This is a genomic window from Mesorhizobium sp. M0062, from assembly GCF_040323125.1.
Taxonomy (GTDB): Bacteria; Pseudomonadota; Alphaproteobacteria; order Rhizobiales; family Rhizobiaceae; genus Mesorhizobium.
Window position 1 is genome coordinate 100,999 of sequence record NZ_JAMYUO010000001.1, and the last position, 14,381, is coordinate 115,379.

The window sequence follows — 14,381 nt, forward strand, 5'->3', positions numbered from 1 at the left end:
AAAACCCTCAGCGACGCAACGCACTCGCAAATCATACCCATTTTTAGCACTAACTCACACAAATATTACAGCTCGATAGATATTTTGTGTTGCACTGCACCATTGCCCGGTTGCACCATTTCTTGGGGGATTTGGTACTGGGAAGTGCGCCGTGGAAAATTCCGCCAAGTTGATCAGCTTGAATTTTTCGCTGGCCAGCACCGATTTCGAGGCTGTCCCGCGCACAAGGCGCGGGTTTGATGTTGTCGGCGCACTCTCGACGCTGGCAGGCCTCGACCTGAGGCCCGGAATGCAGGGCCGCTGGCTTCATCGGAGATTTCAGACCGGCGGAAATGGCTGATGGCGGTCGCGCGTGACAATCAGTTGGACGCTCTGCGCGCCATCGCTGTCACGATGGTTCTCTATTCCCATTTCCTTGCACCCAACGGGTCCTCCTTTTGGGGCCACATCGGGGTGCGGCTTTTTTTTGTGCTGAGCGGCTTCCTGATCACACGACTGCTGCTCGAAGCGCGCGCCGCGGCCGAATTCAAAGCCGGCCCTGCATTGAGTTCCTTCTACATCAGGCGCGCGCTGCGCATATTCCCGCCCTATTTCGCCGTGCTTGGGTTCGTCTGGCTGACCGATCTGGAGCAGTCCAGTGGATCGCTCGTCTGGCATGCGCTTTACCTGTCGAATTTTTGGTACGCGCTGCGCAACGAATGGACGCCCTGGCTACTCTGCCATTTCTGGAGCCTGAGCATCGAGGAGCAGTTCTATATCGCCTGGCCGCTGGTCGTGCTTCTCGCACCCCGCCGGCGGGTGGAAGCGATCACTATCGGCGTCATCCTGTTGTCGCTGGCCTATCGCTTCTACTGGCCGATCACCGCCACCCCGGCGCTAGCGCGCGACCTGCTGCCGCCAGCATCGATGGACGCGCTGGCGTTTGGTGCTTTGCTTGCCTGCCGGCGGACCAGAGGCGCCGGCCTGCCGCAATGGATGCGGCTAGGCTGGCCAGCCCTTGCGGCTGTCTTCCTGGCGATTGAGTGGCTTATCCCTGCGCCAGCCGATCCTATGCTGGAATGGGCCCGCTGGGCGTTGCTGCAGATCCTGCCCCTGGTGCCGCTGGTGGCCGTTGTCGCCGCCTGTTCAGCCGGCCTTGGCGGCGTCCTCGGCAGGGTTTTCGAACTGCCACCGCTGCTGTCACTGGGCCGCATCAGCTACGGCGTCTATCTTTACCATCCGATCCTTCTGTCGCTCGCCGTCAAGTCACAGCCCTGGATCCCGCTCAATGTCTCGGAGCAGGGGCCAGGGCGTTTCCTGGTCGCGAGCGCCGCCACGATCGCCGTCGCTTCGATCTCGTGGACGGCTTTCGAAAAGCCGCTCAACGGCCTCAAGCGCCGCTTCCCCTATGTAGCGCGCCGCCGCTCCCAGGCACGCTCTGGCGATGCCGGCTGGCTCGGCAGGGCGGCGGACGCCTATCCCGGCGGATCCCCCGATGGCCGCGCCGCACTCGAACTCCGGCGAACGGATGCGCAGAGATGACCACCGCGCCGCTCGTCTCCGTCCTGCTGCCGGTCTACAATGCCGGGCCTTATCTCACCGCTGCGCTGGAGAGCATTCTGCGGCAAGACTACGATCGCCTGGAGGTCATCGCTATCGATGACGGATCGACTGACAACTCGCTCGAGATTCTCGAACGATACCGCCGGGCAGACAATCGCGTTTCTGTCATCTCGCGTGAGAACCGCGGCCTCGTCGCCACCCTCAATGAAGGGCTACGACTGGCCCAGGGCGAGCTTGTTGCGCGAATGGATGCGGACGATGTCGCCTATCCCCGGCGCCTCTCGCGCCAGGTCGCACTGTTCGAGCGGCGGCCCGATCTCGGCTTCTGCGGCGCCTGCGTTGATACCTTGCTTCACGGCCGTATCGCCAAAGGCAGGCTAGACCCGGTGTTCCGGCTCGGCCGGCTCGACATATTGTCGATGTTCTTTACGATATTCTTACATCCGACGGTGATCTACAACAGGAATGTCATTGGGAACAACGATCTCTATTACGATCCCAAATATAGACATGCCGAGGATTTTGATCTCTTCAGACGGCTTGCCGGCCGTTTCCCGGCGACCATATTGCCCGATAGCCTGCTCGTCTATCGCATCCATGCGGGAAGCGTAACCATGCGGCATGCCAAGGAAATGCGCAGGACGCATTTGCGGATCGTGGCCGAAAATCTCGAGCGTGAGGGGCTTGCGGAAACCACAGCGGATCTGCGCGACATCGGCGAGGCCGTCTCTTTCGACACGGTTTCGCGCGCAGCCGATTTCATCCGTGCGCTCGAAGAGCGGATTTCCGAGCTGCCGACCGACACACGGCCAAGCTTCGAGGCAGGCGCGCTGAACCTGTTCTATTTCCTCTACCAACTCGTCGGCGACGAAGGAGAACCGCCGCTGACCCACGAATTGCTCACGCGGACGGCGAGATGGAATTTCATCCGGCGCCGCGAACAATATGCGCTGCGTCCCGGCGTCTGGGCGCCTTGGCTCAGCCTGCTCTCGATAAGGGCCGGAAAGCGGGCGGACGCGGTGGCCTACTTCTTCAAAACCACGCCGGCCGAAGCGGTGCTTGCGCGTTATCAGCGGGGACTGGTATGACCGACAGGCCCCACCCGCTCCTGCGCGATCACCAGTTTGCGAGTGCGCCGGTCCCGACATCTCCCCGATCGGAGCGGCCGTCGCTCGAGGTCAGTTTCATCGTCTGCACGCGCGACCGCGCCGCTGTGCTGGAGGCTTGCATAGCCTCGATCCAGGCCGCATGCCGGGTGCACGCCACCTTCGCGGCAGAGTTGGTGGTGGTCGATAATGGTTCACGGGACGGCACGTCAAAGCGGCTGGCCGCTATCGCCGAAACTTCCGACATCCCAGTCACAGCCGTCTCGGAGACTCGCCCCGGACTAGCCGCTGCCCGCAATGCCGGATTGGCGCGAGCGCGAGGCCGCGTGCTGGTCTTCGTCGACGACGACTGCAAGCTCGACCGCGACTATCTCCGCGACCTGGAGCGGCACTACCGGAGTGGCGAGAAGTGGCTGATCCGCGGCGGCCGGGTCGAACTCGGTGATGCCCGGGACCTGCCCTTCACCATAAAGCTCTGCGAGGCAAGCGAGCGGCTGACCCCGGCGGTCCACCCCGGCGGCTTCGTGCTCGGCTGCAACATGACCATGCACCGCGACGTCGCGGCCCGCATCGGGTCGTTCGACGAACGCTTCGGCGCTGGCGGCCCGCTACGCTCGGCTGAAGATACTGATTATCTCGTGCGGGCGATGCTGCTCGGCATGCCGGTCGAGTATGTGCCCGACATGACGGTCTTGCATCATCACGGCCGGCGAGACCGCAAATCGATCGACAGGCTGCACCGCGACTATAGCCTCGGTAATGGTGCGCTGTGCCTGAAACATGTCCGCCACGCCCCTTGGCTGCTTCGCCATGTCTATTGGTCCGCGCGGGCCGCGTTCAGGGAACTGGCGGGCCGTCCTCGCTTTGACCGCGACCTCGATCTGTCGCACTGGCCTATTGTCGTAATGAATCTGGCAGGTGCCGCCAGATTTGCGCTGCTCGTCATGATGGGATGGCCAAAACGGCTGCCGCTGCGCCACGACCGAGAAGCCAGCGAAGCCAATGCGGAGGCCAGAGCGCGATAATGTCACCGATTCCGTCAGCCCTGCCAATGCTGCGCCGCGCGCTTGGTGGCAGGCTGTTGCGGCTCGTTCCCGTCGTGGTGGGGCTCGGGCTTGCGGGCGCCGCGCTGGAAGGCCTCGGCATCGGTCTCATCATTCCGCTGCTCGGCATCATTATGGGACGTGGCGAAACATCAGGCATGGCCGGTTTCTCCGCCCTCCTCCAGCAGGTTGGAGCGGACCTCGGCGAGCGCCAGCGGCTGATCGCCATTTCGGCCGCGATCCTCGGTTCGATCGTACTGAAAAATGTCTTTGCCTTCGCCAACACTCTGCTGACCAGCTACATCTACGGCAAGGCAGGTTATTCGATCCGTAGCGCACTGTCGGAGCAGTTGCTCAGGGTCGGCTACCCCTTTTTCCTGCAGCAAAGCCCCGGGCGGCTGCTCAACATCATCTCCAACGAATCCTGGCGAGCATCCGACGCTATCCAGGCCCTGCTCGGCGCGATCGTCAGTGCCTCGGCCGCCGTCATCCTGCTCGCCTTCCTCCTGCTCCTCTCTTGGCAGATGACGCTGCTGGTGACTCTAGGGCTGGCGCTTGTCCAGCTGGCGCACGGGGTTTTGTCGTCCAATCTGAAGGCGCCGAGCCGCAGCGTCGTCTCGCGCAACAGCGCACTGGCGTCGCAGATGCTGCATCTGGTGCATGCCGGGCGCCTGATTCGCATCTTCGGGCAGGAGAACCGTGAAAAGGCGGTCTTCGCCAAAGCGTCCGACGGGGTGCGGCGGGCGGCTTTCGTGCTTTCAATCCGCCAGGGCGTCTTGCCGCCACTGACCGAGGTATTGCACGCGATGCTGTTCCTGGCGGTGGTGATCGGAGCCTGGCTGGCGAATGTAAGCTTCCCGCTGACCGTCGCCTTCCTCATCCTGCTCTACCGACTGCAGCCGCATATGCGGGCCTTGCAGATGTCCTGGAGTCAGTTGCAAGGCATGAGCGGCTCGCTGGAGGAGGTACAATGGCTGCTCGATCCTTCCGACAAGCCCGAGGCGCCGCAGGGCAGCCTGCCGTTCGACGGCTTGCGCCAAGGGATCAGCTTCGATGATGTGAGCTTCGCCTATTCCGGTCCCCTGTCAGGCCCCGACGCGCGCGAGGCGGTGCTGCATAAGGCGGTGTTCGACATCCGCAGCGGCCGCTCGACGGCGCTGATCGGCCGCTCGGGCGCCGGCAAGACGACGATCGTCAATCTCCTGTGCCGCTTCGTCAAACCCGACAGCGGCAGGATCCTCGTCGATGGGGCACCGCTCGATGAAGTGGACCCAAGCCAATGGCGGCGGAACATTGCCTTGGCCAGTCAGGAGCTGGAACTGGTCGATGGCACCATTTTTGAAAACATTATCTACGGCTACGACACGGCGTCGGCCAGCGACGCCATGCGCGCCGCAAGGCTGGCCGAGGCACATCAATTCATCGAGCACCTGCCGCAGGGTTACGCGACGCTGGTCGGATACCGGGGCATCAACCTGTCAGCCGGACAAAGGCAAAGGATCGCCCTGGCGCGGGCGCTGGTGCGCGATCCCGATATTCTCATCCTCGACGAAGCCACCAGTGCGGTGGATGGGTTGTCAGAAGCCGCTATTGTCGAGACGCTGAAATCGCGGGCCGGCCGCCGCACCACCATTGTCATCAGTCATCATTACAGCACCATATCGTTCTGCGACGACGTGGTGATCTTGAGCCGCGGTCGGGTGAAAAAACAGGCCCCCTTCGCAACCCTGGCAATGCTCAGCATGGACGAGCTTTACCAGCACGGAGCGGGTGAGTGATGGGGCGCACCCCAACCTGCGACGCGGCTTGCGCCCGGCAGCTCGCAGATAGCGATCAATCCTGCCGGCAAACCACCGCCGCGACGCATTTCCGATTGTTCAAAAACAATTCTCGGTGAGAGGTCAGGCGGCCTTCTTCTTCGCCAACCGCGCCTTGATCGAGGCGACGTCGGCGCGCGGCGTCGCGGCGAACAGCGTTCTGGTGTAGTTGTGCTTGGGGTCGGCGAAGACCTCCTCGCGCGAGCCGTATTCGACGGCTTCGCCGAAATACATCACCATCACATCGTCGGCGATGTAGCGCACGACCGACAGATCGTGGCTGATGAAGACATAGGTCAGCTGGAATTCGTCCTGCAGGTCGGCGAGCAGGTTGAGCACCTGCGCCTGCACCGAAAGATCAAGCGCGGAGACCGGTTCGTCAAGCACCAGCAGGCTCGGGTTCAGCATCAGCGCGCGGGCAATGGCGATGCGCTGGCGCTGGCCGCCCGAGAACATGTGAGGATAGCGATTGTAGTGCTCGGTTCCGAGGCCGACTTTCTTCAGCATCCTCATGGCGAGGTCGCGCCGCTCTTCGGCCGGCTTGTCGGTGTTGATGAGCAGCGGCTCGCCAAGCACATCTCCGATCTTTTGGCGCGGATTGAGCGATCCGTAAGGGTTCTGGAAGACGATCTGCACCTTGCGGCGCATCTCCCTGGTCAGGCCGTTCCTTGCGATGTCGACCTTGTTGCCGTCGATGAACAGTTCGCCCGACGTTGCCGGATCGATCAGCGTGATGATACGCGCCAGCGTTGACTTGCCGCAGCCCGATTCACCGACGATGGCCAGCGTCTTGCCCTTGTCGACGCTGAACGAGACGCCCTTGACCGCATGCACGGTGCGCGCGCCGCGAAACAGGCCGCCGCCGACGTGATAGTCGCGCACGATGTCCTTGCCTTCGACGACCTTGATGCTCATCAGAAGCCCCCGGCAGCTGGTTCGAACAGCATGTCCGAGACGGTCGGCAGCCGGTCGCCGACGGCATTATCCGGCAGCGCCGACAAAAGTGCGCGGGTGTAATTGCTCTTCGGCGATTCAAACAGCGACAGCACGTCGGCCTCTTCCATCTTGCGGCCCTTGTACTGGACGATGACGCGGTCGGCCGTCTCGGCGACCACGCCCATATTGTGGGTGATCATGATCAGGCCCATGCCGTATTTGACCTGCAGCGACACGAGGAGGTCGAGGATCTGCTTCTGGATGGTGACGTCGAGCGCGGTGGTCGGCTCGTCGGCGATCAGAAGCTTGGGATTGCAGGCAATGGCGATGGCGATCATGACGCGCTGGCACTGGCCGCCCGACATCTGGTGCGGGAACGAGTTCAGCCGTTCGGCCGGCTCGGCAATGCCGACCTGCGTCAGCAATTCGATGGCGCGCTCGCGACGCTGGGCCTTGTCCATGCCCATATGGAAGCGCAGCACTTCCTCGATCTGGAAGCCGACGGTGAAGCACGGATTGAGACTGGCCATCGGCTCCTGGAAGATCATCGACATGTCCTTGCCGACGATCTTGCGCCGGTCGGCCGGGCTCATCTTCAGGAGATCGCGGCCGTTGAAGCTCATCTCGTCGGCAGTGACCGTCGCCGTCCACGGCAACAGCCCCATCACAGCCAACATCGACACCGACTTGCCGGAGCCGGATTCGCCGACGATGGCCAGCACTTCACGTTCGTTCACATGGAGCGAGACGCCATCGACCGCGCGGAACGGGCCGGATGCGGTCTGGAACTCGACGACGAGATTGCGGATGTCGAGCAGCGCCATTACGACCTCCTCAGCTTCGGATCGAGCGCATCGCGCAGACCGTCGCCGATCAGGTTGATGGCAAGCACGGTGATGAGGATGGCCAGACCGGGGAAGGTCACCACCCACCAGGCGCGCAGGATGAATTCACGCGCCGAGGCGAGCATGGTTCCCCATTCCGGTGTCGGCGGCTGGGCGCCAAGGCCGAGAAAGCCGAGAGCGGCCGCCTCCAGGATGGCGTTGGAGAAGGACAGCGTGCCCTGGACGATCAGCGGCGCCAGGCAGTTGGGCAGGATGGTGCGCAGCATAAGCCTTATATGGCCGGCGCCGGCGACCTTGGCGGCGACCACATATTCGCGGCTCTTTTCGGCCATGACGGCAGCGCGCACCAGACGGGCAAAGTGGGGTTGCAGGACGAGCGCGATGGCCAGCATGGCGTTGAACAGGCCGGGGCCGAGGATGGTGACCAGAACCAGCGCCAAGAGCAGCGACGGGAAGGACAGGATCAGATCCATGACGCGCATGATCGCCACGTCGACCCAGCCCCGGAAATAGCCGGCCAAAAGGCCGAGCGTGATGCCGCCGACAAGCGCCAGCGTGACCACGACGGCGCCGATGAGCAGCGAGAAACGCGCGCCATAGAGCAGGCGCGAGAGCATGTCGCGGCCGACCGCGTCGGTGCCAAGCAGATATTCCATGCTGCCGCCCGCCTGCCAGGCCGGCGGACGCAGGAAAGCGGTCTTGTCCTGGATGTCGGGCGCATAGGGCGCCAGCAGCGGTGCAAAGAGCGCGGCCAGCACCAAAAGGATGAAGACGAACAGGCCGATGACGGCGCCGCGGTTTACCGAGAAATAGTGCCAGAAGGTCCTGAAGCCGGTCAGACGGTCAGGGTTGCCGGCGGCCATCGGGGCGATTTCGGTGGACTGGCTCATCACGCCGCCCTGATGCGCGGGTTGATGACGGCATAAAGCACGTCGACGATCAGGTTCACCGCCATGACGATAAGGGCGATCAGCAGCAAGCCTGACTGCACGACGACATAGTCGCGCTTGGATATGGATTCGACCATCCACTTGCCGATGCCCGGCCAGGCGAAGATGGTTTCTGTGAGAATGGCGCCGGCGAGCAGGGTACTGACCTGCAGGCCGATGGTGGTGACCACCGGGATCAGCGCATTGCGCAGCGCATGCACGCCGATGACGCGGGACGACGACAGGCCCTTGGCGCGGGCGGTCCGCACATAGTCTTCGCCCAGCACTTCGAGCATGGCCGAGCGCGTCTGGCGCGCGATCACCGCCAGCGGGATGGTGCCGAGCACAATTGTCGGCAGCACCAGGTGGCTCAATGCCGAGCGGAAAGCATCCCATTTGCCGTAGAGCAGGCTGTCGAGGGTCAGGAAGCCGGTGATCGGCTTGATAAAGAACTGAAGGCCGATGCGTCCTGAAACCGGGGTCCAGCCGAGATAGCCGGAGAAAAAGATGATCAGCAGCAGACCCCACCAGAAAATCGGCATGGAATAGCCGACAAGGGCGGTGCCCATCAGCCCCTGGTCGAACCAGGAGCCGCGTTTGACCGCAGCAATGATGCCGGCCGGGATAGCCAGCACCATGGCGAAGATCATGGCGAAGACTGAGAGCTCGACGGTTGCCGGGAAGAGCGTCATGAAATCTTCGATGACCGGCCGCTTGGACGAAATCGACACGCCGAAATTGCCGGTCGCGGCATCGCGGACATAATGCGCGTATTGCTGCCAGATCGGCAAATTGTAGCCGAACTGTTCCTTCAGTTCCGCGTAACGCTCGGGCGACACGCCATGCTCGCCGGCCATGGCAAGAATGGGATCGCCGGGCAGCAGCCTGACGAAAGCGAAGGCGCAGATGGTGATGCCGATCAGCGTCGGCAGCACCAAGACGATTTTGTTTAGGAGATATCGGAGCATCTTGAAAAGCGGGCGGCGCCTGATTGCGCGCCGCCCGCCTAACAGTTCTATTCGGCCTTGTCGACGCCGTCGAAGCGATGAATGCCGAGCGGGTCCATCATGAAGCCGCTGACATTCTTGCGCACGACTGCGTAGACCTGGCTGTGTGCCATGAGGAAGGCCGGAGCCTGCTTCTGGAAGACAACCTGCGCCTCTTCATAGAGCTTGGTGCGTTCGGCCTGGTCGCTGGTCTTCTTGGCCTTCTGGATCAGATCCTCGAAGTCCTTGTCGCACCAGCTGGAGTAGTTCGACACGCCGATGGCCGAGCAGGCGAACAGCGTGGCGAAGAAATTGTCCGGATCGCCATTGTCACCGGTCCAGCCGATCTGGAAGGCGCCCGGACGCTCCTTCTTCTTGCCTTCTTCGCGGTACTTCGTCCACTCGTAGCTGACGATCTCCGCCTTGACGCCGACCCTGGCCCAGTCAGCCTGGATCAGTTCGGCGGCGCGCTGGAAGTTCGGGTTGTAGGGACGGACGCGGTCGGAGGCCCAAAGCTGGATCTCCTTCAATCCGGCATCGGCCAGCACCTTCTTGGCGGCTTCCGGATCATAGGCGTCGGACTTCACGTCCTTGTTCCACGACCACATGGTCGGCGGGATCAGGTTTACGGCCGGCGTGGCGCCGGCGTCCTGGAACAGCGACTTGATGAGCGATTCCCGATCGATCGCCTGGTTGAGCGCATGGCGCACTTCAGGCTTGTCGAGCGGCGGGATGGTGGTGTTATAGCTCATATAGCCGATGTTGAGGCCAGCCTGATCCATCAGGGTCACGTCGGCGTTGGCCTTGATCGTGCCGATGTCGGCAGGATTCGGATAGGGCGCGATATCGCATTCGCCGGCGAGCACCTTCTGGATGCGGGCGGTGGCGTCAGGCGTGATCGCGAAGACGAGATCGTCGATCTTTTCCTTGCCCTTGAAGTAGTCCGGGTTGGCCGCATAGCGGATGACCGAATCCAGCTGGTAGTCGACGAACTGGAACGGACCTGTACCGACCGGCTTGGTCGAGAAGTCGGCCATCTTGCCGTCTTTTTCCAGCTGGTCGGCATATTCCTTCGACACGATCGAGGCGAAGTCCATGCCGAGATTGGCCAGCATCGGCGCGTTCGGCTCGGTCAGCGTCAGCTTCACGGTCAGGTCATCGACCTTTTCCCACTTGGCGACGTATTTCGGCATGTCCATGCCGGTGTAGTAGTCCCAGGTCAGGTTCGGCAGGTACTTCTCGCCGTTCCAGGGGTTTTCCTTGTTGAACTGGCGATCGAACGAAAAGACGACGTCGTCGGCATTGAAATCACGCGTCGGCTTGAAGAAATCCGTCGTCTGGAACTTCACGCCCGGATGCAGGTGGAAAGTATAGACCAGGCCGTCGTCCGAAATCTCCCATTTGTCGGCGAGACCGGGCACAACTTCGGTGCCGCCATGCTTGAACTCGACCAGGCGCGAATAGACGGTGCGCGACGAGGCGTCGAAGTCGTTGCCGCCCGTCGTGGTACCCGGGTCGAAGTTGGCCGGCGAGGCCTCCGAGCAATAGACCAGCGTCTTGGCATTGGCCACACCGCCGAGGACGCTTGCAGCCAGCAACGCGGCTGCAAAAGTCAGTTTCTTTTTCATTGAGCACTCCCTGATGTTCTTCCAAGCCCCTCTATAGGCTCGCGAAGCGCGCATATAAGCACCGTTTTTCCGGCTTTGGAACACCCTGTTTGCCTACCCCACCGTAAGCAGAAAATATTTCTCGGTCTTTGACGAACTGCAGAAACAAATAGCAAAATCTGCTAATCACGGGATTGTTAACGACCGCATTTTTTCATTGATCGCAGCAATCGTAAGCCAAAAATCCACAAGCCTGGGTTTCGCCACCGAGATGACCGGACGGCATTGCCTGAGCTGGCATCGCGGGAAGGATTTCGACGGCAAATCTTTGCCGTCCTGCCGCTGGGGCAAGACTTGCACGGCCGCCGATAGTCGCAATAGATAGATGACACGCTGGATTTTCCGGAAATCCGCGACATCGCTGCAGCGGAGGACGCCTCACCACATCGAGGCGGCGCAGCAGGAGCAGGCAACAGAACGACCGAGGGAGGCTAGAGGTGGCGAAAGCAACAAAGACAACGGCCCCGGCGAAAGCAAAAGCGGCGAAAGCTTCAAAACCGGCCGCCGCTGCCGCCAAGTCGAAAGCGCCACCGGCCAAAGCCACTCCCGCCGTCAAGCCAACGGCAACCTCGACGCCGGCGAAGGCAAGCGCCAACCCGGCAGCGAAACCTGCGGTCAAGCGCGCGGCGAAGACAACACCCGCTGCAAAGCCCGCCCAGCCGCCAGCCGCGAAGACAGCCGCGGCGAAGCCCGCCTCGAAGCCGTCGCCGGGCGCGGCCAAAAAACTGCCGAATACGCTGACGGCGCTTGCCGCGGGCTTGCCGGAAAAGCCATGGCTAAAAAGCTATTCGAAAGTCGTGCCGGCGGAGATCGGCGCCCTGCCCTACAGTTCGATCGGCGACTTCCTCGTCGGCGCCTGCAAGCAGTTTTCCGGCCAGCCGGCATACGTCTGCATGGGCAAGTCGATCTCCTATGCCGAACTCGAGCGGCAATCGGCCGCCTTCGGCGCTTATCTGCAATCGAAGGGCCTGCAGAAAGGCGCACGCGTGGCGCTGATGATGCCGAATGTGCTGCAATATCCGGTGGCGATGATGGCCGTGCTTCGCGCCGGCTATGTCGTGGTGAACATCAATCCGCTCTACACGCCGCGCGAGCTCGAACATCAGCTCAAGGATTCCGGCGCGCAGGCGATCGTCATTCTGGAGAATTTCGCCAGCACCCTGGACGCGGTGATTGCCAGGACGGCGGTCAAGCATGTGGTGGTCGCGGCGATGGGCGACATGCTCGGCGGCCTCAAGGGCACGATCGTCAACCTGGTCGTGCGCCGGGTGAAAAAGATGGTGCCGGCCTGGTCGCTGCCCGGCCATGTCAAGTTCAATGCGGCGGTGAAGGCCGGCGCCGGCATCGCCTTCAAGCCGGCCAAGATGGAAGCCAGCGACGTCGCCTTCCTGCAATATACAGGCGGCACCACGGGGATTTCCAAAGGTGCTGTGCTGCTGCACTCCAATGTGCTGTCCAATGTCGCGCAGAACACGCTGTGGCTGCAGGACGCCTATGCGATCAAGCCGAAACCGGCGCATCTCAATTTCATTTGCGCACTGCCGCTCTACCATATCTTCGCGCTGACGGTGAACGCGCTGATGGGCATGCAGCAGGGCGCCCAGAACGTGCTCGTTCCCAACCCGCGCGACATTCCCGGCTTCGTCAAGGAGCTGCAGAAATACCCGATGCACATTTTCCCCGGCCTCAACACGCTGTTCAACGCGCTGCTCAACAACGAGGATTTCCGCAAGCTCGACTTCAAGCCGCTGATCATGACGCTGGGTGGTGGCATGGCGGTGCAGAAGGGGGTTGCCGAGCGCTGGAAGGCGCTGACCGGCAATTCGATCACCGAGGGCTACGGGCTGTCGGAGACCTCGCCGGTGGCGACCGCCAACAAGTTCAGCGACAGCAATTTCACCGGCACGATCGGCCTGCCGCTGCCGTCGACCGAGATCGTCATCCGCGACGATGACGGCAACAACCTGCCGCTCGGCGAGGTCGGCGAGATCTGCATTCGCGGGCCGCAGGTCATGGCCGGTTACTGGAACCGGCCGGACGAGACCGCCAAGGTGATGACCAAGGACGGGTTTTTCAAATCCGGCGACATGGGCTTCATGGACGAGCGCGGCTACACCAAGATCGTCGACCGCAAGAAGGACATGATCCTGGTCTCCGGCTTCAACGTCTACCCCAACGAACTCGAGGAAGTCGTCGCCCAGCATCCGGGCGTGCTCGAAGTGGCGGCGGTCGGCGTGCCGGACGAGCATTCGGGCGAAGTGCCGAAGCTGTTCATCGTCAAGAAGGATCCGGCGCTGACCGTTGAGGCAATCACTGCGTATTGTCGCGAGAACCTGACCGGCTACAAGCGGCCGAAATACATCGAGTTCAGGACCGAGCTGCCGAAGACGCCGGTGGGCAAGATTTTGCGCCGGGCGCTGCGGGAATAATTTGAACGGCGAGCCTGGCGACGGCGGGATGGCGGACGATAGTCGGCGTCCCGATGCAGTAGTGTTCATCAAGGCGAACCTGCGGCTTGCGCCCGTTCCCGCCCTTCGTGAAATCCAGCTCTATACGGCTCATTCCGGCAGCGGCCTGAGGCGGCTTGTCGAGTGGCGAGCTCATGGACCGGAAGACGGCAGCCAGACCGAGGAGCACGAAGCTGAGCCGCAGCCGCCCTACTGGGCCTATGCCTGGGCCGGCGGCGCCGTGCTGGCGCGCTATATACTCGACCATCCGCAAATCGTGGCCGGTCACCGCGTGCTCGACCTCGGCGCCGGCTCGGGCCTCGTCGGCATCGCCGCCGCCAAGGCCGGCGCCAGCGCGGTGATCGCCGCCGAGAGCGATCGCAACGGCGTCGCCGCGATCGGCCTCAACGCGTTGGCCAACGGCGTCGAGATCACCATTGTCGACCAGGATATCACCACGGGCCCGCCGCCAGCGGTCGATCTCGTGCTTGCCGGCGACGTGTTCTACGGCCGCGAGGTTGCTCTGCGGGTGATCCCGTTCCTCGACCGCTGCCTGGCAGCCGGCATCGAGGTGCTGGTCGGCGATCCCCGCCGCGCCGATCTGCCGCTGTCGCGGCTACGATTGCTCGCCGAATATCAGGTGCCGGATTTCGGCGACGCAAAGGGTGATGTGACCAAGCCGAGCGGTGTGTTTTGGTTCGAGCCGGAAGATTGCTAGCGCGACGCGGCAAAGCCCAGTCGCTCTGAATGGCCGGATTCTACTCATTGTGGACAAACCTCAAGGGGCAGAAAATAGATTGGATTAGCCGTTGATAGGAGAAGTCGAATGGCGTGGATTAAAGTTGTTCAACGTATCGGCTTCATAGTTTGCCCAAAGTGCGAAAATCGCGGCTTCGAGCTTCAGCCTGGCGAAGACATCGATAACGCAAGCGCCAAGATCAGGTGCGGCAGATGCGGGTACGTTTGCTCTGCTGATGAGTAGCCCACTATGTCCGAAAACAAACCAGAAGCTCCATAGTTTCATGGCTGCTTCCCCCAACTCGGCCATTGGCGGGGAAATCCC

At 62.3% G+C, this 14,381-nt stretch carries 13 protein-coding genes; 7 read left to right on the forward strand and 6 right to left on the reverse strand.

Annotated elements, in window-relative coordinates; all coding sequences use genetic code 11:
• The first annotated feature begins 151 nt into the window (after positions 1–151).
• Genes NKJ64_RS00505 through NKJ64_RS00525 form a run of 5 tightly spaced genes read left to right on the forward strand, consistent with a single transcriptional unit; the run spans position 152 to position 5,469 of the window.
• Positions 152–340: a hypothetical protein gene (locus NKJ64_RS00505; RefSeq protein WP_023715289.1), complete on the forward strand. Its 189-nt coding sequence runs from the start codon at positions 152–154 to the stop codon at positions 338–340.
• Complete coding sequence (locus tag NKJ64_RS00510) at positions 340–1,521, forward strand: acyltransferase family protein (RefSeq protein WP_023669499.1); 1,182 nt, start codon at positions 340–342, stop codon at positions 1,519–1,521. The genes NKJ64_RS00505 and NKJ64_RS00510 overlap by 1 nt, the downstream gene beginning before the upstream one ends.
• A complete protein-coding gene (locus NKJ64_RS00515) occupies positions 1,518–2,630 on the forward strand; it encodes a glycosyltransferase family 2 protein (protein WP_023669498.1) in 1,113 nt (370 codons plus the stop codon). Before NKJ64_RS00510 ends, NKJ64_RS00515 begins: the two co-directional genes overlap by 4 nt.
• Entirely contained in the window at positions 2,627–3,673 is a 1,047-nt protein-coding gene (locus tag NKJ64_RS00520; protein WP_023682048.1) for a glycosyltransferase family 2 protein, read from the forward strand. The genes NKJ64_RS00515 and NKJ64_RS00520 overlap by 4 nt, the downstream gene beginning before the upstream one ends.
• Positions 3,673–5,469 carry an ABC transporter ATP-binding protein gene (locus tag NKJ64_RS00525; RefSeq protein WP_352461747.1) on the forward strand — a complete coding sequence of 599 codons (1,797 nt, stop codon included), beginning with the start codon at positions 3,673–3,675 and terminating at the stop codon, positions 5,467–5,469. Before NKJ64_RS00520 ends, NKJ64_RS00525 begins: the two co-directional genes overlap by 1 nt.
• Before the next feature lie 123 nt (positions 5,470–5,592).
• On the opposite strand, the gene NKJ64_RS00530 is transcribed toward NKJ64_RS00525, so the two are convergent.
• Genes NKJ64_RS00530 through NKJ64_RS00550 form a run of 5 tightly spaced genes read right to left on the reverse strand, consistent with a single transcriptional unit; the run spans position 5,593 to position 10,832 of the window.
• On the reverse strand, positions 5,593–6,423 hold the full coding sequence (locus tag NKJ64_RS00530) for a dipeptide ABC transporter ATP-binding protein (RefSeq protein WP_023682050.1): 831 nt from the start codon (positions 6,421–6,423) through the stop codon (positions 5,593–5,595).
• Positions 6,423–7,268 (reverse strand): ABC transporter ATP-binding protein, encoded by an 846-nt coding sequence (locus NKJ64_RS00535; protein WP_081839785.1) that lies wholly within the window; start codon positions 7,266–7,268, stop codon positions 6,423–6,425. The genes NKJ64_RS00530 and NKJ64_RS00535 overlap by 1 nt, the downstream gene beginning before the upstream one ends.
• Positions 7,268–8,152, reverse strand: a complete 885-nt coding sequence (locus NKJ64_RS00540; protein ID WP_050485757.1) for an ABC transporter permease subunit — start codon at positions 8,150–8,152, stop codon at positions 7,268–7,270. The genes NKJ64_RS00535 and NKJ64_RS00540 overlap by 1 nt, the downstream gene beginning before the upstream one ends.
• Before the next feature lie 26 nt (positions 8,153–8,178).
• Positions 8,179–9,186 carry an ABC transporter permease subunit gene (locus tag NKJ64_RS00545; protein ID WP_023692619.1) on the reverse strand — a complete coding sequence of 336 codons (1,008 nt, stop codon included), beginning with the start codon at positions 9,184–9,186 and terminating at the stop codon, positions 8,179–8,181.
• Between the two features lie 47 nt (positions 9,187–9,233).
• Positions 9,234–10,832, reverse strand: a complete 1,599-nt coding sequence (locus tag NKJ64_RS00550; RefSeq protein ID WP_352461749.1) for an ABC transporter substrate-binding protein — start codon at positions 10,830–10,832, stop codon at positions 9,234–9,236.
• A 476-nt stretch (positions 10,833–11,308) separates the two neighbouring features.
• On the opposite strand from NKJ64_RS00550, the gene NKJ64_RS00555 reads away from it, so the two are divergent.
• The gene (locus NKJ64_RS00555; protein WP_023682052.1) at positions 11,309–13,300 is read left to right on the forward strand and encodes a long-chain fatty acid--CoA ligase; all 1,992 of its coding nucleotides are present in this window, start codon (positions 11,309–11,311) and stop codon (positions 13,298–13,300) included.
• Between the two features lie 28 nt (positions 13,301–13,328).
• Positions 13,329–14,036 carry a class I SAM-dependent methyltransferase gene (locus NKJ64_RS00560; protein WP_031198174.1) on the forward strand — a complete coding sequence of 236 codons (708 nt, stop codon included), beginning with the start codon at positions 13,329–13,331 and terminating at the stop codon, positions 14,034–14,036.
• Between the two features lie 84 nt (positions 14,037–14,120).
• Here NKJ64_RS00560 and NKJ64_RS00565 read toward each other — a convergent pair whose 3' ends face one another.
• Entirely contained in the window at positions 14,121–14,342 is a 222-nt protein-coding gene (locus NKJ64_RS00565) for a hypothetical protein (RefSeq protein ID WP_155922478.1), read from the reverse strand.
• Between the last annotated feature and the right edge of the window lie 39 nt (positions 14,343–14,381).